13 protein-coding genes, 2 tRNA genes and 2 rRNA genes are annotated in these 18,197 nt (G+C 66.7%); 7 read left to right on the top strand and 10 right to left on the bottom strand.

Annotation, left to right across the window (positions count from 1 at the left end; all coding sequences use genetic code 11):
* The 4 genes from EDC34_RS10215 to EDC34_RS10200 all read right to left on the bottom strand — a co-directional run.
* Positions 1-2,745, bottom strand: a 23S ribosomal RNA gene (locus tag EDC34_RS10215); the annotation flags it as partial.
* Between the two features lie 212 nt (positions 2,746-2,957).
* A tRNA-Ile gene (locus EDC34_RS10210) sits at positions 2,958-3,034 on the bottom strand.
* A gap of 18 nt (positions 3,035-3,052) precedes the next feature.
* A tRNA-Ala gene (locus EDC34_RS10205) sits at positions 3,053-3,128 on the bottom strand.
* A gap of 91 nt (positions 3,129-3,219) precedes the next feature.
* Positions 3,220-4,764 (bottom strand): 16S ribosomal RNA (locus tag EDC34_RS10200).
* 477 nt (positions 4,765-5,241) lie between these two features.
* Between EDC34_RS10200 and EDC34_RS10195 the strand changes: the two genes are divergently transcribed.
* Positions 5,242-5,688 carry a DUF192 domain-containing protein gene (locus EDC34_RS10195; RefSeq protein WP_114960578.1) on the top strand — a complete coding sequence of 149 codons (447 nt, stop codon included), beginning with the start codon at positions 5,242-5,244 and terminating at the stop codon, positions 5,686-5,688.
* A 21-nt stretch (positions 5,689-5,709) separates the two neighbouring features.
* On the opposite strand, the gene EDC34_RS10190 is transcribed toward EDC34_RS10195, so the two are convergent.
* Entirely contained in the window at positions 5,710-5,901 is a 192-nt protein-coding gene (locus EDC34_RS10190; protein ID WP_114960579.1) for a rubredoxin, read from the bottom strand.
* A gap of 87 nt (positions 5,902-5,988) precedes the next feature.
* On the opposite strand from EDC34_RS10190, the gene hemL reads away from it, so the two are divergent.
* The 3 genes from hemL to EDC34_RS10175 are packed head-to-tail and all read left to right on the top strand — an operon-like array spanning position 5,989 to position 9,296.
* The gene (gene hemL, locus EDC34_RS10185; protein ID WP_114960580.1) at positions 5,989-7,278 is read left to right on the top strand and encodes a glutamate-1-semialdehyde 2,1-aminomutase; all 1,290 of its coding nucleotides are present in this window, start codon (positions 5,989-5,991) and stop codon (positions 7,276-7,278) included.
* 1 nt (position 7,279) lies between these two features.
* The gene (locus EDC34_RS10180; protein ID WP_114960581.1) at positions 7,280-8,161 is read left to right on the top strand and encodes an ion transporter; all 882 of its coding nucleotides are present in this window, start codon (positions 7,280-7,282) and stop codon (positions 8,159-8,161) included.
* A 7-nt stretch (positions 8,162-8,168) separates the two neighbouring features.
* Positions 8,169-9,296 (top strand): trans-sulfuration enzyme family protein, encoded by a 1,128-nt coding sequence (locus EDC34_RS10175; RefSeq protein ID WP_114960582.1) that lies wholly within the window; start codon positions 8,169-8,171, stop codon positions 9,294-9,296.
* A gap of 8 nt (positions 9,297-9,304) precedes the next feature.
* Here EDC34_RS10175 and EDC34_RS10170 read toward each other — a convergent pair whose 3' ends face one another.
* From EDC34_RS10170 to EDC34_RS10160, 3 genes are read right to left on the bottom strand one after another with little or no spacing between them, the layout of a single operon-like run.
* Positions 9,305-10,537, bottom strand: a complete 1,233-nt coding sequence (locus tag EDC34_RS10170) for an acetylornithine transaminase (RefSeq protein WP_114960583.1) — start codon at positions 10,535-10,537, stop codon at positions 9,305-9,307.
* Position 10,538: 1 nt separating this feature from the next.
* Complete coding sequence (locus EDC34_RS10165; RefSeq protein ID WP_114960584.1) at positions 10,539-10,970, bottom strand: VOC family protein; 432 nt, start codon at positions 10,968-10,970, stop codon at positions 10,539-10,541.
* Between the two features lie 50 nt (positions 10,971-11,020).
* A complete protein-coding gene (locus EDC34_RS10160; RefSeq protein ID WP_114960585.1) occupies positions 11,021-11,842 on the bottom strand; it encodes an SDR family oxidoreductase in 822 nt (273 codons plus the stop codon).
* A gap of 59 nt (positions 11,843-11,901) precedes the next feature.
* Here EDC34_RS10160 and EDC34_RS10155 point away from each other — a divergent pair, with 59 nt between their 5' ends.
* Positions 11,902-13,827: a bifunctional DedA family/phosphatase PAP2 family protein gene (locus EDC34_RS10155; RefSeq protein ID WP_114960586.1), complete on the top strand. Its 1,926-nt coding sequence runs from the start codon at positions 11,902-11,904 to the stop codon at positions 13,825-13,827.
* 21 nt (positions 13,828-13,848) lie between these two features.
* On the opposite strand, the gene mpl is transcribed toward EDC34_RS10155, so the two are convergent.
* Complete coding sequence (mpl, locus tag EDC34_RS10150) at positions 13,849-15,210, bottom strand: UDP-N-acetylmuramate:L-alanyl-gamma-D-glutamyl-meso-diaminopimelate ligase (RefSeq protein WP_275895188.1); 1,362 nt, start codon at positions 15,208-15,210, stop codon at positions 13,849-13,851.
* Positions 15,211-15,345: 135 nt separating this feature from the next.
* The gene (locus EDC34_RS10145; RefSeq protein ID WP_114960587.1) at positions 15,346-15,924 is read right to left on the bottom strand and encodes an adenylate kinase; all 579 of its coding nucleotides are present in this window, start codon (positions 15,922-15,924) and stop codon (positions 15,346-15,348) included.
* A 107-nt stretch (positions 15,925-16,031) separates the two neighbouring features.
* Between EDC34_RS10145 and EDC34_RS10140 the strand changes: the two genes are divergently transcribed.
* Both EDC34_RS10140 and EDC34_RS10135 read left to right on the top strand, forming a co-directional pair.
* Positions 16,032-17,285 carry a 6-phosphofructokinase gene (locus EDC34_RS10140; protein ID WP_114960588.1) on the top strand — a complete coding sequence of 418 codons (1,254 nt, stop codon included), beginning with the start codon at positions 16,032-16,034 and terminating at the stop codon, positions 17,283-17,285.
* Between the two features lie 78 nt (positions 17,286-17,363).
* Entirely contained in the window at positions 17,364-18,170 is an 807-nt protein-coding gene (locus tag EDC34_RS10135) for a CsgG/HfaB family protein (RefSeq protein WP_114960589.1), read from the top strand.
* Positions 18,171-18,197 lie beyond the last annotated feature (27 nt).

Here is an 18,197-nt window from a genome sequence, read left to right as displayed (position 1 = left end):
GAGATCTCATCTTGAGGCGCGCTTCCCGCTTAGATGCTTTCAGCGGTTATCGCTTCCGAACATAGCTACCCGGCAGTGCCACTGGCGTGACAACCGGAACACCAGAGGTTCGTCCACTCCGGTCCTCTCGTACTAGGAGCAGCCCCTCTCAAATCTCCAACGCCCACGACAGATAGGGACCGAACTGTCTCACGACGTTCTGAACCCAGCTCGCGTACCACTTTAAATGGCGAACAGCCATACCCTTGGGACCGACTACAGCCCCAGGATGTGATGAGCCGACATCGAGGTGCCAAACACCGCCGTCGATATGAACTCTTGGGCGGTATCAGCCTGTTATCCCCGGAGTACCTTTTATCCGTTGAGCGATGGCCCTTCCATACAGAACCACCGGATCACTAAGTCCTACTTTCGTACCTGCTTGATCCGTCGATCTTGCAGTCAAGCACGCTTATGCCTTTGCACACAGTGCGCGATGTCCGACCGCGCTGAGCGTACCTTCGAGCTCCTCCGTTACACTTTGGGAGGAGACCGCCCCAGTCAAACTACCCACCATACACGGTCCCCGACCCGGATCACGGGCCCAGGTTAGAACGTCAAGCACATCAGGGTGGTATTTCAAGGTTGGCTCCACCGCAACTGGCGTCACGGTTTCACAGCCTCCCACCTATCCTACACAGACGAACTCAACGTTCAGTGTAAAGCTATAGTAAAGGTTCACGGGGTCTTTCCGTCTTGCCGCGGGAACGCTGCATCTTCACAGCGATTTCAATTTCACTGAGTCTCGGGTGGAGACAGCGCCGCTGTCGTTACGCCATTCGTGCAGGTCGGAACTTACCCGACAAGGAATTTCGCTACCTTAGGACCGTTATAGTTACGGCCGCCGTTTACCGGGGCTTCGATCAAGAGCTTCGCCTTGCGGCTGACCCCATCAATTAACCTTCCGGCACCGGGCAGGCGTCACACCCTATACGTCCACTTTCGTGTTTGCAGAGTGCTGTGTTTTTGATAAACAGTCGCAGCGGCCTGGTTTCTTCGGCCAACCTCAGCTATGAACCATGGTTGGCGCACCTTCTCCCGAAGTTACGGTGCTATTTTGCCTAGTTCCTTCACCCGAGTTCTCTCAAGCGCCTGAGAATTCTCATCCTGCCCACCTGTGTCGGTTTACGGTACGGTCTGCGTAAGCTGAAGCTTAGGAGCTTTTCCTGGAAGCGTGATATCAGCAGCTCTGTCCTATAGGACTCGTCCTTGACCTCAATGTTGCGCCCCCGGATTTGCCTAAGGGCACCACCTCAGTCCTCTCACCGGGACAACCAACGCCCGGCCTGCCTAACCTTCTCCGTCCCTCCATCGCACTTACGCGAGGTGCTGGAATATTAACCAGCTTCCCATCGACTACGCTTTTCAGCCTCGCCTTAGGGGCCGACTCACCCTGCGTCGATTAACGTTGCGCAAGGAAACCTTGGGCTTTCGGCGTGCGGGCTTTTCACCCGCATTATCGTTACTCATGTCAGCATTCGCACTTCCGATACCTCCAGCGGACCTCTCGATCCACCTTCGCAGGCCTACGGAACGCTCCTCTACCGCGCATGCAAAGCATGCACCCCAAGCTTCGGTTCAACGCTTAGCCCCGTTAAATCTTCCGCGCAGACCGACTCGACCAGTGAGCTATTACGCTTTCTTTAAAGGGTGGCTGCTTCTAAGCCAACCTCCTGGCTGTCTGTGCCTTTCCACATCGTTTTCCACTTAGCGCTGATTTGGGACCTTAGCTGTGGGTCTGGGTTGTTTCCCTTTTCACGACGGACGTTAGCACCCGCCGTGTGTCTCCCGTACAGTCCGTCTCGGTATTCGGAGTTTGCAATGGTTTGGTAAGTCGCGATGACCCCCTAGCCATAACAGTGCTCTACCCCCGAGAGGATACATACGAGGCGCTACCTAAATAGCTTTCGAGGAGAACCAGCTATCTCCGGGTTCGATTAGCTTTTCACTCCTAATCACACCTCATCCCCGACCTTTGCAACGGGCGTGGGTTCGGGCCTCCAGTACCTGTTACGGTACCTTCACCCTGGGCATGACTAGATCACCCGGTTTCGGGTCTACTGCCTGCGACTATGCGCCCTTATCAGACTCGGTTTCCCTTCGCCTCCCCTATACGGTTAAGCTCGCCACAAACAGTAAGTCGCTGACCCATTATACAAAAGGTACGCCGTCACCCTTGCGGGCTCCGACTGCTTGTACGCACACGGTTTCAGGTTCTATTTCACTCCCTTCACCAGGGTTCTTTTCGCCTTTCCCTCACGGTACTGGTTCACTATCGGTCGGTCAGGAGTATTTAGCCTTGGAGGATGGTCCCCCCATGTTCAGACAGGGTTTCACGTGCCCCGCCCTACTCAATTTCATCGACCAGGCCCTTTCGCATACGGGGCTATCACCCGCTATGGCCACACTTTCCAGAGTGTTTTGCTAGAACAAGATCGACTTTTGGGCTAGTCCGCGTTCGCTCGTCGCTACTGACGGAATCTCGGTTGATTTCTTTTCCTACGGTTACTTAGATATTTCAGTTCACCGCGTTCGCCTCGTGCACCTATGTATTCAGTGCACGATACCCTTACGGGTGGGTTTCCCCATTCGGACATCGCCGGATCAAAGCTTATTGCCAGCTCCCCGACGCTTTTCGCAGGCTGTCACGTCCTTCATCGCCTCTGACCGCCAAGGCATCCACCGTGTGCGCTTATTCGCTTGACCATATCACCCCAAGTTGCCTCAGGGCGACACGTACCCAGCGAATGGTACGACTATCACTTGATAAAGATGGCTTCCGCCATCTCGCCTCAGCCTCGACACGTTGCAAGACTTACGTCTCAAACGCTCGTTTGACTCTTCTTCCCGATTTTCAAAGAACACGACCAGGCCACACTGCCCAGCCATCTCAAAGTGTGTGTGCGCTTCATTCAGAGTGGTGGGTCTGGGAGGACTCGAACCACCGGCCTCACCCTTATCAGGGGTGCGCTCTAACCACCTGAGCTACAGACCCAGTTGTCTTTACCTTCAGTGGTGGAGCCTGTCGGGATCGAACCGACGACCCCCTGCTTGCAAAGCAGGTGCTCTCCCAGCTGAGCTAAGGCCCCGTTGTCACGGGACACGCGATCCCCTGTGGAATCACGCTCTCTGAATGCAGGTCACTTGTGCGGACGCCTGGCAATGCGTTGCCATGTCTCAAAAGGAGGTGATCCAGCCGCACCTTCCGATACGGCTACCTTGTTACGACTTCACCCCAGTCATCGGCCACACCGTGGCAAGCGCCCTCCTTGCGGTTAAGCTACCTGCTTCTGGTGCAACAGACTCCCATGGTGTGACGGGCGGTGTGTACAAGGCCCGGGAACGTATTCACCGCAGCAATGCTGATCTGCGATTACTAGCGATTCCGACTTCATGGAGTCGAGTTGCAGACTCCAATCCGGACTGGGATGGGGTTTCTGGGATTGGCTCCGCCTCGCGGCATCGCAGCCCTCTGTCCCCACCATTGTAGTACGTGTGTAGCCCTGGCCGTAAGGGCCATGATGACTTGACGTCATCCCCACCTTCCTCCGGCTTGTCGCCGGCGGTCTCCTTAGAGTTCCCACCATTACGTGCTGGCAACTAAGGACAAGGGTTGCGCTCGTTGCGGGACTTAACCCAACATCTCACGACACGAGCTGACGACAGCCATGCAGCACCTGTGTCACGGTTCCCGAAGGCACACTCCCATCTCTGGAAGCTTCCGTGCATGTCAAGGCCAGGTAAGGTTCTGCGCGTTGCATCGAATTAAACCACATACTCCACCGCTTGTGCGGGCCCCCGTCAATTCCTTTGAGTTTCAGTCTTGCGACCGTACTCCCCAGGCGGCGAACTTAACGCGTTAGCTTCGATACTGAGTGCCAAGTTGCACCCAACATCCAGTTCGCATCGTTTAGGGCGTGGACTACCAGGGTATCTAATCCTGTTTGCTCCCCACGCTTTCGTGCCTCAGTGTCAGTGCTGGTCCAGGTAGCCGCCTTCGCCACGGATGTTCCTCCCGATCTCTACGCATTTCACTGCTACACCGGGAATTCCGCTACCCTCTACCGCACTCCAGTCCGCCAGTTTCCAATGCCATTCCCAGGTTGAGCCCAGGGCTTTCACATCAGACTTAACGAACCACCTACGCACGCTTTACGCCCAGTAATTCCGAGTAACGCTTGCACCCTTCGTATTACCGCGGCTGCTGGCACGAAGTTAGCCGGTGCTTATTCTTCCGGTACCGTCAGAACACCGGGGTATTAACCCGATGCTTTTCTTTCCGGACAAAAGAGCTTTACAACCCGAGGGCCTTCTTCACTCACGCGGCATGGCTGGATCAGGCTTGCGCCCATTGTCCAATATTCCCTACTGCTGCCTCCCGTAGGAGTCTGGACCGTGTCTCAGTTCCAGTGTGGCTGATCATCCTCTCAGACCAGCTACGGATCGTCGCCTTGGTGGGCCGTTACCCCGCCAACTAGCTAATCCGACGTGGGCTCATCCAATCGCGCCAGGCCCGAAGGTCCCCGGCTTTCCCCCGAAGGGCGCATGCGGTATTAGCGTAAGTTTCCCTACGTTATCCCCCACGACTGGGCAGATTCCCACGTATTCCTCACCCGTCCGCCACTCGCCACCCATGGAGCAAGCTCCACTGTGCTGCCGTTCGACTTGCATGTATTAGGCCTGCCGCCAGCGTTCACTCTGAGCCAGGATCAAACTCTTCACTTAAAGTTTTCGAGGACGAATCCTCTAATGCTTCGAATGCAGAGATCGCCCAACTCCATTACTCGCTGTACGTGTACTTGCGTACGAATACTTTGAAATTGATGGTGTTGATCGAACGTCTGCTGATGAACAACCGTCCACTACCAGACGCCCGCACAAGTCACCTGCGCACACTGTCAAAGATCGCAAGGATCGGCCTCAGCGCCTCTCCTCTCCACCCGTCCGCCGCAGCGTCCGAGTGAGCCGCCCATCATACAGGGGTTTCGACTGCTGTCAACACCCCGCGATGAACTTTTTTACCACCTCCCCGCCCCGGAACCCACGGCCCCTCGGCAAGGGCGCGCATCTTCCTCCATCCAATCGCGCTTGGGAAGTCTTGACGTGTTGACGGAATGCAGGCATCGCGCGCAAGGTGCGCGATCGCAACCTGCCGGCGCGCCGCGCCGCATCCACGCCGCCCCCCCACATGGAGACCCCCGCATGCGCCGCCTCGCCTTCCTCGCGCTTCTTGCCCTGTCCAGCTCCGGCTGCGCCGGCGCCCGCCAACCCTGGGTGGAGCTGGCCGGGCATCGCTACAGCGTGGAGCTGGCGGTGGACGACGCCCAGCGCGCGCGCGGGCTGATGTTCCGCGACGCGATGGAGCAGGACCACGGGATGCTGTTCATCCACGAGGCGCAGGAGCCGCAGGCGTACTGGATGAAGAACACCAAGATTCCGCTGGACATCCTGTACTTCGACAACGACCGCAAGCTGGTGGCGCAGCAGCGCAACGTTCCGCCGTGCACGCTGGGCGATGCCTGCCCGTCCTATCCGAGCAATGCCCCCGCGCGCTACGTGCTCGAGCTCAATGCCGGCCAGGCCGACAAGCTCCAGCTGCAGGACGGCAGCGTGCTGGTGTTCGGCCCGGGCATCCCCACCGGCAAGTGAGGACGCGCCACCGCGGCGGCATCAGCCTTCGTAAAGCTCGAAATCGGCCTTGGTGACGCCGCAGTCTGGGCAGGTCCAGGTCTCCGGCACGTCTTCCCAGCGCGTGCCGGGCGCCAGGCCATCCTCCGGCGCGCCCTTGGCCTCGTCGTAGATGTAGCCACAGACCACGCACATCCAGGTGCGGTACGGGCGTTCGGAATCGGAAGCAGCCATCGGCGCGATAATCGTTGGGTTGCCGCGATTGTCCCATCCAGGACGAAGCGCGGGAAGCCACCCTTCCTCCCCTTGCAGAAGCCCCGTATGCCCCCGACCAACGCCCGCTCCCACGCCCTGTTCACCCGCGCCCAGGCCCTGCTGCCCGGCGGCGTCAACTCGCCGGTGCGCGCCTTCAAGTCGGTCGGGGGCGAACCGTTCTTCGTGCAGCGCGCCGAAGGCCCCTACCTGTACGACGTGGACGGCAACCGCTACATCGATTACGTCGGCTCGTGGGGGCCGATGATCGTCGGCCACAACCACCCGCAGGTGCTGGAGGCGGTGATCGCCACCGCACGCGACGGCCTGTCCTTCGGCACCCCGAATCCGCTCGAGGTGACGATGGCCGAGACCATCACGCGCCTGGTGCCCAGCTGCGAAATGGTGCGCATGGTCAACTCCGGCACCGAGGCTACGCTGTCGGCGATCCGGCTGGCACGCGGCGCCACCGGCCGCAGCCGGATCGTCAAGTTCGAGGGCTGCTACCACGGCCACGGCGACAGCTTCCTGGTGAAGGCCGGCAGCGGCGCGCTGACCTTCGGCGTGCCGACTTCGCCCGGCGTGCCCAAGGCGCTGGCCGACCTCACCCTCACCCTGCCGTACAACGACTTCGACGCCGCCACCGCGCTGTTCGACACCTGCGGCAGCGATATCGCCGCGCTGATCATCGAACCCGTGGTTGGCAATGCCAACTGCCTGCCGCCGCGCGAAGGCTACCTGCAGCACCTGCGCGCGCTGTGCACGCATCACGGCGCGCTGCTGATCTTCGACGAGGTGATGACCGGCTTCCGGGTCGCGCTGGGCGGCGCGCAGGCGCGCTATGGCGTGACCCCGGACCTGACCACCTTCGGCAAGATCATCGGCGGCGGCATGCCGGTCGGCGCCTATGGCGGGCGCGCCGAGCTGATGCGGCAGATCGCGCCGGCGGGCCCGATCTACCAGGCCGGCACGCTGAGCGGCAATCCAGTGGCGATGGCTGCGGGTCTGGCCATGCTGGAGCTGGTACAGGCGCCGGGCTTCTACGACGCACTGGAAGCGAAGACGAATGCGCTGTGCGACGGGCTGGAAGCCGCCGCGCGCGACGCCGGCGTGGCCTTCACCACCCAGCGCGTGGGCGGCATGTTCGGGCTGTTCTTCAGCGCCGAGAAGGTGGACACCTACGCCCAGGCGCTGGCCTGCGACATCTCCGCCTTCAACCGCTTCTTCCACGCGATGCTCCAGCGCGGGGTGTACCTGGCGCCGTCCGCGTTCGAGGCCGGCTTCATGTCCAGCGCGCACGACGATGCGGTGATCGCAGCCACCATCGAAGCCGCGCGCGGCGCGTTCGCGGCCTGCTGACATGGCCGGGCCGGCGCACCGCGAGGGGGAGCCGCGCAGCCTGTTCGAGCGCGAGCACTGGCCGGCCAGCACCGAAGGCCGGCGCTACCGCTGGTACCGGGTGGTGTTCCACCACGACAGCCCGGCCGAGCGCAACTTCGACCTGTTGCTGATCGTCGCCATCCTCGCCAGCGTGCTGGTGGTGGTGCTCGACAGCGTGCCCGGCATCAAGGCGCGCTGGCACCTGCCGCTGTACGTCGCGGAATGGGTGTTCACCGTGTTGTTCGCGTCGGAATACGCGGTGCGGCTGTGGGTGGTGCGCAACCCGTGGCGCTATGCACGCAGCTTCTACGGCGTGATCGACCTGCTGGCGATCCTGCCCACCCTGCTCTCGCTGCTGTTCCCGGCCAGCACCTCGCTGGCAGTGATCCGCGCGCTGCGCCTGCTGCGCATCTTCCGGGTGTTGAAGCTGGTGGAGTACTCCAGCGAGGCCGGGATGCTGATGCAGGCGCTGTGGCGCAGCCGTCGCAAGATCCTGGTGTTCCTGGCGACGGTACTGACCGTGGTGGTGGTGTTCGGCGCGCTGATGTACCTGGTGGAAGGCCCGGCCAACGGCTTCACCAGCATCCCCACCGCGATGTACTGGGCGGTGGTGACGATGGCCACCGTCGGCTTCGGCGACATCGCCCCGCACACCGCGCTGGGGCGCTTCATCGCCTCGGTGCTGATCCTGATCGGCTACAGCATCATCGCGGCGCCCACCGGCATCTACACCGCGGAGCTGGCGCGCAGCCTGCAGCCGCGGCGGCTGCGCGCGCGCTGCCCGCAGTGCGGCCTGCCCGAACACGAAGCCGACGCCTGGTACTGCCGCAAATGCGGCCACGCCCTTCCCTCCAGCGAGTGAGATCCCCATGCACGATGCGCATCCCAACACCCTGGCCGTGCATGCCGGCCAACAGCCCGACCCCGCCACCGGCGCGGTGGCCCCGCCCATCCACCTGGCCACCACCTTCCGTCACGGCCCCGCCGGCGAGCGCCTGGCCGGCTACGAGTACCAGCGCGAGGGCAACCCCACCAACGACCGCCTGCGCGAGGCGCTCACCGCGCTGGAGGGCGGCGCCACTGCGCTGACCTTCGCCTCCGGCATGGCGGCGATGACCACCCTGCTGGAATCGCTGCCGGCGGGCAGCCGGGTGCTGTTCCCGGACGACTGCTACAGCGGGTTGCGCATGCTGTTCACCGAATTCCTGCCCGAGCGCGGCCTGCACGTCGAGACGGTGGACATGGGCGACCTCGATGCGGTGCGCGCGGCCTGCGCCACGCCGGTTTCGCTGCTGTGGATCGAAACGCCATCCAACCCGCTGCTGAAGATCAGCGACATCGCCGCGCTGGCCATCCTCGGCCACGCCGCCGGTGCGATGGTGGTGGTGGACAACACCTTCGCCACCCCATTGCTGCAACGCCCGCTGGCGCTGGGCGCGGACATCGTGATGCATTCGACCACCAAATACTTCGGCGGCCACAGCGACGTGCTGGGCGGTGCGCTGGTGTTCGCCCGCGACGACGCCTTCGCGCGGAAAGTCGCGCATCGGCTGCACGTCACCGGTGCGGTGCTGGCCCCGTTCAGCGCCTGGCTCACCCTGCGCGGCTGCCGCTCGCTGGGCGCGCGGATGGCGATGCATTGCGCCAACGCGCGCAAGCTAGCGGAGTTCCTCGCCGCGCATCCAGCAGTGGAACGCGTGAACTGGCCGGGCCTGCCCTCGCACCCCGGCCATGCCGTAGCCGCGAAGCAGATGCGCGAGTTCGGCGCGATGCTCAGCGTCGAACTGCGCGGTGGTCGCGAGGCGGCGTTGGCAGTGGCCGGCAGGCTGCGCATCTTTACCAATGCGACGTCGCTGGGCGGCTGCGAATCGCTGGTGGAGCACCGTGCCTCGGTGGAAGGCGCGCATCCACGCTCGCCGCAGGACCTGCTGCGGATCTCGGTAGGGCTGGAGGACGCCCGCGACCTGGTGGCGGACTTCGCGCAGGCGCTGGGCTGACGGGCGGCTCAGCCGCCCGCGAACGCCACCAGCGCCTTGCGCAGGCGCGCGAGCCCCTCCGCCACGTCGTCATCGCCGATGGTGAGCGCGGGGACGAAACGCAGCACGTCGGGGCCGGCCTGCAGCAGCAGCAGGCCGTGCGCCGCGGCCAGGTCACCGATGGCACCCGCCTTGCCGGCATGCTCTGGTTTGAGCACTGCGCCCAGCATCAGGCCGCGGCCACGCACTTCAGCAAACAGATCGAACTCGCGATTGATCGCGTCGAGGCCAGCGCGCAGCGCCTGCGACTGCTTCGCCACATTGGCGGCGATATCCTCCGACGCCAGCCGCCGCAGCGCCACCCGCGCCACCGCGGCAGCCAGCGGATTGCCGCCGAATGTGGTGCCGTGCGCGCCCACGGCCATCGCCTGCGCCACCTTCGGGCCGGCCAGCAGGGCGCCGACCGGGAAGCCGCCGCCGAGCGCCTTGGCCAGGGTCACGATGTCCGGCACCACGCCGTCCTGCCAGTGCGCGAACAGCGTGCCGGTGCGGCCCATGCCGCACTGGATCTCATCCAGCACCAGCAGCGCATCGAAGCGGTCGCACAGCGCGCGCACCGCCTGCAGGTAGCCGGGCGCGGCCGGCAGCACGCCGCCCTCGCCCTGCACCGGCTCCAGCATCACCGCGGCCACGTCGCCACCGGCGAAGGCCTGCTCCAGCTGCGCGATGTCGTTGAAATCGACGTGGCGGAAGCCCCCCGGCAGCGGCTCGAAGCCCTGCTGGTACTTCGGCTGCGCGGTGGCGGTGACGGTGGCCAGGGTGCGGCCGTGGAAGCTGCCGCGGCAGGTGACGATCACCCGCTGCGAAGGCGAGCGGCCGGCATTGGCGGCCCATTTGCGCACCAACTTGATCGCGGCCTCGTTGGCCTCCGCGCCTGAATTGCACAGGAACGCGCGCTCGGCGAAGCGCGAGGCGGCCACCAGCTCCTGCGCCAGGCGCAGCGGCGGCTCGCTGAGGAACACGTTGCTGGTGTGCCAGAGGCGGCCGGCCTGCTCGATGAGCGCGGCGGTCAGCTCCGGGTCGCAATGGCCGAGGCTGCATACCGCGATGCCGGCGGCGAAGTCCACGTAGTCGCGGCCCTCGCTGTCCCACAGGCGCGACCCCTGGCCGCGCACAAGGACCATCTGCCGCGGCTGGTACACCGGCAGCAGCACCTGCCGTCCGAGCGCGAGCAGCTCGCCCGCGGAAGGTTCTGCCTGCATCTCACCAGACTCCCGTGTTCGGCATCGAGACCCACGGCTCCTGCGGCGGCAGGTGGCCGTCCTGCAGCAGTTCGATCGAAATCAGGTCGGGCGAACGCACGAAGGCCATGTGGCCGTCGCGCGGCGGGCGGTTGATGGTGTAGCCCATGTCCTGCAGGCGCTGGCAGGTGGCGTAGATGTCCTCGACCCGGAACGCGAGGTGGCCGAAGTTGCGGGCGCTGCCGTAGTCCTCGGTGTTGCCGTCCTGGTCCGGCCAGTTGTAGGTCAGCTCGATCTCGGCCTCCGGGCTGTCGGGCGCGGCCAGGAACACCAGGGTGAACTTGCCCTGCGGGTTCTCCATCCGGCGCACCTCGCGCAGGCCCAGGCCATCGCAGTAGAAGCGCAGCGAGGCGTCGATGTCGCGCACGCGCACCATCGTGTGCAGGTATTTCATGCGGGATCTCCGTGGGGGGGAATGCCCGCCATGATCCCACGAAGCCGCGCTCAGGGCTCGACGTAGAGGTCCGGCAGCAGCGGCAGGGACGGGTCCACCGCGTAGCTGGAAAAGTCGGTGACGCCACCCTGCCGCAGTACGTCCTCGTCGATCAGGAAGCGTCCGCTGAAGCCGGCCGCCTGGCGCACCAGCACCGCGTGCGCGGCGTCGGCCATGATCGCCGGGGAACGGCCGTTGCCGGCCTGCACTCCCGGGATCATGTTCAGCGCATCGGTGGCGATCAGGGTGCGCGGCCACAACGCATTCACCGCCACCCCCTGCGGCCCGAATTCGGCGGCCAGACCCAGGGTGACGAAGCTCATCCCCATCTTGGCCAGGGTGTAGGCGGTGTGCGGGCCCCACCACTTCGGGTCCAGCGAGGGCGGCGGGCACAGGGTGAGGATGTGCGGGTTGGGCGCATTCAGCAGATGCGGCAGGCAGACCTGCGCGCACAGAAAGCTGCCGCGGCTGTTGACCTGCTGCATCAGGTCGAAGCGCTTCATCGGCGTGTCCAGGGTGCCGCGCAGCCAGATCGCGCTGGCGTTGTTGACCAGGATGTCGATCCCGCCGAACGCGTCCACGGTGGCCGCGACCGCCGCGCGCACCGCGTCCTCGTCGCGGATGTCGCACTGCAGGGCCAGCGCCTTGCCGCCGGCGGCCTCCACCGCGGCGGCGGCGGTGTGGATGGTGCCCGGCAGCTTCGGATTGGGCACTGCCGACTTGGCGGCGATCGCCACGTTGGCGCCGTCGCGCGCGGCGCGCAGCGCGATCGCCAGGCCAATCCCGCGCGAGGCGCCGGTGATGAACAGGGTCTTGCCGGACAGCGTGGTCATGCGCATTCACCGTCTTTGCGATGCGCGGAAGTGTAGCCTCCGCCACCTATAATCGGCCGATGCATAGCGCCTGGTTCGACAACGCCGTTGCCTGGATCGGCGCGCACCCGCACGCGGCGGGCCTGCTGATCTTCCTGATCGCCTTCAGCGATGCCCTGATCGTGCTGGGTGCGTTCGTGCCGGCGCTGCCGCTGCTGATCCCGGTCGGCGTGCTGATCGGCCTGGGCACCCTGTCCGGGCCGTATGCGGTGGCTTGCGCGGCGCTCGGCGCGCTGGCCGGCGACGGGCTGAGCTACTGGATCGGCCGCCGCTGGGGCAACCGCCTGCGCGCGGTGTGGCCGTTCCGGCGTTACCCGCAGATGCTGGAGCGCGGCGAGGGGCTGTTCCGCCGCAACGCCTTCAAGAGCATCCTCATCGCCCGCTACGTGGGGCCGATCCGCCCGTTCGTGCCGGCCATCGCCGGGATGGCGGGCATGCCGCCCGCGCGCTACCTGCAGGCCAGCCTGCTGGCCTGCATCAGCTGGGCGGTGCTGTTCCTGCTGCCGGGCTGGGCGCTGGGCCAGGCGTATGAAGCCGTCGCCGCAGTGGCGGACAAGCTGGCGCTGGTGCTGCTGGGCCTGCTGGGCGCGCTGGCGCTGGCCTGGGCGGTGGTGCTCTACAGCTGGCGCTGGTTCGCCCTGCACGCCGACAGCCTGCTGGCGCAGCTGCTGCGCTGGAGCCACCGGCATCCGCTGCTGGGCCGCTATGCCGCCGCCCTGATCGACCGCCGCCGCCCGGAAACCGCGCCGCTGCTGCTGCTGGCGGTCTGCCTGTTCGCGGTGGCCTGGCTGTGGGCCTGGCTGAGCGCCTCGCTGGCGCTGCACGGCGGCCCGCTGCGGCTGGACCACGACGTGCACGCGCTGATGTTCGCGCTGCGCAACCCGCTGGCCGACCGCATGCTGGCCACCCTGGCCGGGCTGGGCAGCGCGCCGGTCCTGGGCGTCGCGTTCGCGGCGGCGCTGCTGTGGCTGCTGTGGCGGCGACGCTGGCTGGCGGCGGGGCACTGGCTGGGTGCGGTCGCCGTCGGCCTCGCCCTGACCTTGGGTCTGGACGCGCTGGTGGACATGCCGCGCCCGCCCACCGCCGCCGCCGGCTTCGGCTTTCCCTCGATCGCGGTGACCATGACCACCGTGGTGTTCGGCTTCTTCGCGGTGCTGATCGCGCGCGAACTGCCCGGGCGGCAGCGGGTGTGGCCCTATCTGCTGGCCGGCATCGCCACCGCGCTGGTCGGCTTTGCGCGCCTGTACCTGGGCGCACACTGGCTGTCGGACATCCTCGGCGGCGTGCTGCTGGGTGCCGCCTGGGTGCTGATCATCGGCATCGCCTACCGCCGCCGCCGCGAGCGCGCGTTCTGGATGCGGCCGCTGGCGTGGACGTTCTACGGCGCGTTCGCACTGGCCGCGGGCTATTTCGCCCCGCGCAGCGCGCCGCAAACGCTGGCGCAGTTCCAGCCACCGCCGCCCACACGGGTACTGGCCACGGCGAACTGGCGCGCGCACGGCCTTGAAGATCCGCGCCACCGCTTCGACCTGGAGATCGCCGGTCCCCTGGACGTGCTGCAGCAGCGCCTGCTGGCGCAGGGCTGGCAGGTGCAGCCCGCGGCCGACTGGCTGGGGGTGCTGGGCCTGCTGGACGATGGTCTGCCCCCCGCGCAGCGCCCGGTGCTGCCGCTGGCGCTGGACGCCCATCCGGAAGCGCTGCTGCTGCGCCGCGCCGACCCGGCCGATCCCACCCGCATCGAAGTCCTGCGCCTGTGGCCGGCGCCGTCGCGGCTGGCCGATGGCACCCCGCTGTGGGTGGCGCGCTTCGACACCATGCAGCTGCGGCGACGGCTGCGCCTGCTCAACCTGTGGAAACCGGACCCGCCGGCGCACGCGCTGCCGCCGGAACTCTTGACGCTGGATGCTACGGAGCCGCGCCTGCAGCTGGTGACGCACCCGCGCTGAGCCGCGCGGTCGGCGCAGGCCTCATTGCGCCTGCAGGGCCCGCAGGAAGCGCCGCGGCGCGTCGTCGAAGCCGCCGTTGGACATGAACACCACGTGGTCGCCCGCGCGCGCGCGCGCCATGAGCGCGGCGATCAGCGCCTCGGCATCGGGCACCGCCACGCCCTCGCCGCGCAGCGCCGCGATCACCCTGCCGGCATCCCACGGCAATTCCGGGCGCGCCAGGAACACCACGCCGTCGGCCAGCGCCAGCGACGGCGCCAGCGCCTCGGCATGCGCGCCCAGCCGCATCGAATTGCTGCGCGGCTCCATCGCGGCGAGGATGCGCGCCCCGCCCACCTTCGCGCGCAGCCCGGCCAGGGTGGTGGCGATCGCGGTCGGATGGTGGGCGAAGTCGTCGTACACGGTGATGCCGGCGTGCTGGCCGACCACTTCCAACCGCCGCTTGATCCCGCCGAACTGCGCCAGCGCCGGCAGCAGCGGGGCCAGCTCGACCCCGGCCGCGACGCAAGCGGCCAGCGCGGCCAGCCCGTTGAGCACGTTGTGGTCGCCCAACAAGGACCATTCGACGCGGCCGATCTCCTTGCCCTCGCGCAGCACCGCAAAGCAGCTGCCGTCGGCCTGCAGCTTGCGCGCGCTCCATTCGAACCCCGGGTCGAAGCCGAACCGCTCCACCGGTGTCCAGCAGCCCATCGCCAGCACCTCGGCCAGGCGGGCATCGTGGCCGTTGACGATCAGCCGGCCGCTGCCCGGCACGGTGCGCACCAGGTGGTGGAACTGGCGCTGGATCGCGGCCACGTCCGGGAAGATGTCAGCGTGGTCGTACTCGAGGTTGTTGAGGATGGCGATCTGCGGCCGGTAGTGGACGAACTTGCTGCGCTTGTCGAAGAAGGCGGTGTCGTATTCGTCCGCCTCGACCACGAAGTCACGCCCGCTACCCAACCGCGCCGACACCCCGAAATCCGCGGCCACGCCGCCGATCAAAAAGCCCGGGTCGCGCCCGGCGCGGTCGAGCAGGAAGGCCAGCAGGCTGGTGGTGGTGGTCTTGCCGTGGGTGCCGGCCACCGCCAGCGTGGTGCGCCCGGGCAGCACGCGTTCGGCCAGCCACTGCGCGCCGGAGGTGTAGCGCATCCCGGCATCCAGCACGTACTCCACCGCCGGGTTGCCGCGCGAAAGGGCGTTTCCGATCACCACCTCCTCGCAATCGGGCGCAATGTGCTCGGGCCGGTAGCCCTGGTGGAGCGCAATGCTCAGCTGCGCGAGCTGGGTGGACATCGGCGGATAGATGTTGGCATCGCTGCCTTCGACCGCATGGCCCAGCTCGCGCGCGAGCGCGGCCACGCCGCCCATGAAGGTGCCGGCGATGCCGAGGATGTGGAGTTTCACGTGCGGCTCCCGAAATGATCCGGACGAAGGCTCGAAGCAGGCGAAGCGGTGCGGGGCTGGCCTCGCAACAAAGCGAGTATCGGGGAGCGACTTGCGAGGCCGGCCCCGCACCGCTTCGCCGGTCGCCCGCGAAAGTCAGCCGACCTCGTGCCCCGGCTGGATTGCTTCCACGATCCGGGTGAACACCTCGTCCAGCGAGCCCACGCCGTCCACCACGGTCAGCTGGCCGTGCTGGCGGTAGAAGTCGATCACGGGCGCGGTCTTCTCGTCGTACACCTTCAGGCGGTGGCGCACCGATTCCGGGGTGTCGTCGGCGCGGCCCTCGATCTTCGCGCGCTCGGCCAGGCGGGCCACGATCTGCTCGTTGTCCACCGCCAGCTGCACGGCGGCATCGAAGCTCTGGCCAAGACTGCCCAGCAGTGCGTCCAGCGCGGCGGCCTGGGCCAGATTGCGCGGGTAGCCGTCGAGGATGAAGCCGTTGCGGGCGTCCTCGCGGGAGAGCCGGTCCTTGAGCATGCCGAGCAGGATCTCGTCGCTGACCAGGTCGCCGCGGGCCATGACCTCGCCGGCCTGGCGGCCGAGCGGCGTGCCGGCGGCGACCTCGGCGCGCAACAGGTCGCCGGTGGAAATATGCGGCACCTGCAGATATTCCTTCAGCCGTGCCGCCTGGGTGCCCTTGCCGGACCCCGGCGCGCCCAACAGAACCAATCGCATCGATCCACTCCTGATGTCATGTCGTCGCGGAGCGGCGCTAGACTGCGCCTGCCCGCTGCCCGGCCAGCTTACCGCATTCAGCCCAGCCCCCGCCCGGAGACTCCTCCATGCCCACCGGCAACCTGCTCTACGCCCAGAGCGGCGGCGTGACCGCCGTCATCAACGCCACCGCTGCGGCCGTCCTGCAGGCCGCGCGCGCGCGCAAGGTGCGCGTGCTGGCGGCCCGCAACGGCATCCTTGGCGCGCTGCGCGAGGAGCTGGTGGATGCCTCCGCGCTGACCGCCGCAGAGGTGAAGGGCCTTGCGCACACCCCCGGCGGCGCGTTCGGCAGCTGCCGGCTGAAGCTGAAGTCGCTGGCCGAGGACCGCGCCAAGTACGAGCGCCTGCTGGAGGTGTTCCGCGCCCACGACGTGCGCTGGTTCCTCTACAACGGCGGCAACGATTCGGCCGATACCGCGCTGAAGGTGTCGCAGCTGGCCGCGGAATACGGCTACCCCCTGACCTGCGTGGGCGTGCCCAAGACCATCGACAACGACCTGGCGGTCACCGACTGCAGCCCCGGCTTCGGCTCGGCCGCCAAGTACACCGCCGTTTCCGTGCGCGAGTGCGCGCTGGACGTGGCGGCGATGGCGGAAACCTCCACCAAGGTGTTCGTGTACGAGGCGATGGGCCGGCATGCCGGCTGGCTGGCCGCCGCCGCCGGGCTGGCCGGCGACGGTCGTGATGCCGCCCCGCATCTGATCCTGTTCCCGGAGCGGGTATTCGACGAGGCCGACTTCCTGGCCCGGGTGGACGCGGTGGTCAAGCGCGTCGGCCACTGCGTGGTGGTGGCCAGCGAGGGCATCCGCACCGCCGATGGCCGCTTCGTGGCCGAGGCCGGCGGCCGCGACAGCTTCGGGCATGCCCAGCTGGGCGGGGTGGCCGCGCACCTGGCCGCGCGGGTCAAGGACGCGCTGGGCCACAAGGTGCACTGGGCGTTGCCGGACTACCTGCAGCGCTCGGCCCGGCACCTGGCCAGCCGCACCGATGTCGAGCACGCCACCGCGGTCGGCCGCGCCGCGGTGGAGTGTGCCCTGGCCGGGCAGAACGCGGTGATGCCGGTGATCGTGCGCGACGGCGATGCACCCTACCGCTGGCACGTGGACATCGCCCCGCTCTCGCGCATCGCCAACCACGAGAAAACCATGCCCAAGGGCTTCATCCGCGCCGATGGCTATGGCATCACCGCCGCCGCGCGCCGCTACCTGGCGCCGCTGGTCGCCGGCGAGGCCTATCCGCCGTATGGCCGGGATGGCCTGCCGGATTACGTTGTCCCCCGCATGCGGACGGTGCGCCGGAAGCTGCCGGACTGGAACGCCTGATCCCCGGCCCTCTAGACTCCCGCCTGCTACACCGACGCGTCCGCAACAGACATACCACCATCACTAGTGGGGAACCCCATGAAAACCGCTCTCATCGCCTCCTGCCTGGTCCTGGGCCTGGCCGCCGCCAGCACGCCCGCGCAGGCACAGTTCAACAAGAAGCAGAACGACCCGCAGGGTGCCGCCGCCGGCGCCAACTCGCAGGGCGCCGCCGCCAACCTGGAGCACTGCGCCGAGCCGATGGGCACGATCGCGGTGGTCGAGGAACAGGAAGGCGACTGGTACCGCTACCTGACCACCGACCTGCGCCTACCCTCGACGGTGCCGGTGATCCGCATGCTGATCCAGCAGTCCAACTGCTTCGTGGTGGTCGAGCGCGGCCGCGCGATGCGCAACATGATGCAGGAGCGCGCGCTGATGGACAGCGGCGAGCTGCGCCAGGGCAGCGACTTCGGCAAAGGCCAGATGGTCGCCGCCGACTACACACTGAACCCCAGCATCAATTTCTCGCAGAGCAACGCCGGTGGCATCGGCGCGGCGATCGGCATGTTCGGCGGCAAGCTGGGCGGGGTCGGCGCGCTGGTCGGCGGCCTGAAGTTCAAGAAGGCCGAGACCATGCTGACCATGATCGACAACCGCTCCGGGGTGCAGATCGGCGTAGCGCAGGGCAATGCCACCAAGACCGATTTCGGCCTGGGCATCGGCGGCGGCAGCGCCGGCGGCTTCGGCTCGCTGGGCGGCTACAGCAACACGCCGGAAGGCAAGGCGCTGGCGGCGGCGTTCGCCAATGCCTACAACAACCTGGTGCGCGCGATGCGCGACTACAAGCCGCAGGAAGTCCAGGGCGGCCTGGGCAAGGGCGGCAAGCTGAAGGTCGGCAACTGACCCTTCCGCGCACGCGCTGCGTCCCCG

Source organism: Thermomonas haemolytica, from assembly GCF_004346265.1.
Taxonomy (GTDB): Bacteria; Pseudomonadota; Gammaproteobacteria; order Xanthomonadales; family Xanthomonadaceae; genus Thermomonas; species Thermomonas haemolytica.
Note: the sequence above shows the minus strand (reverse complement) of the source record. Positions and strands in the feature narration are given on the sequence as shown.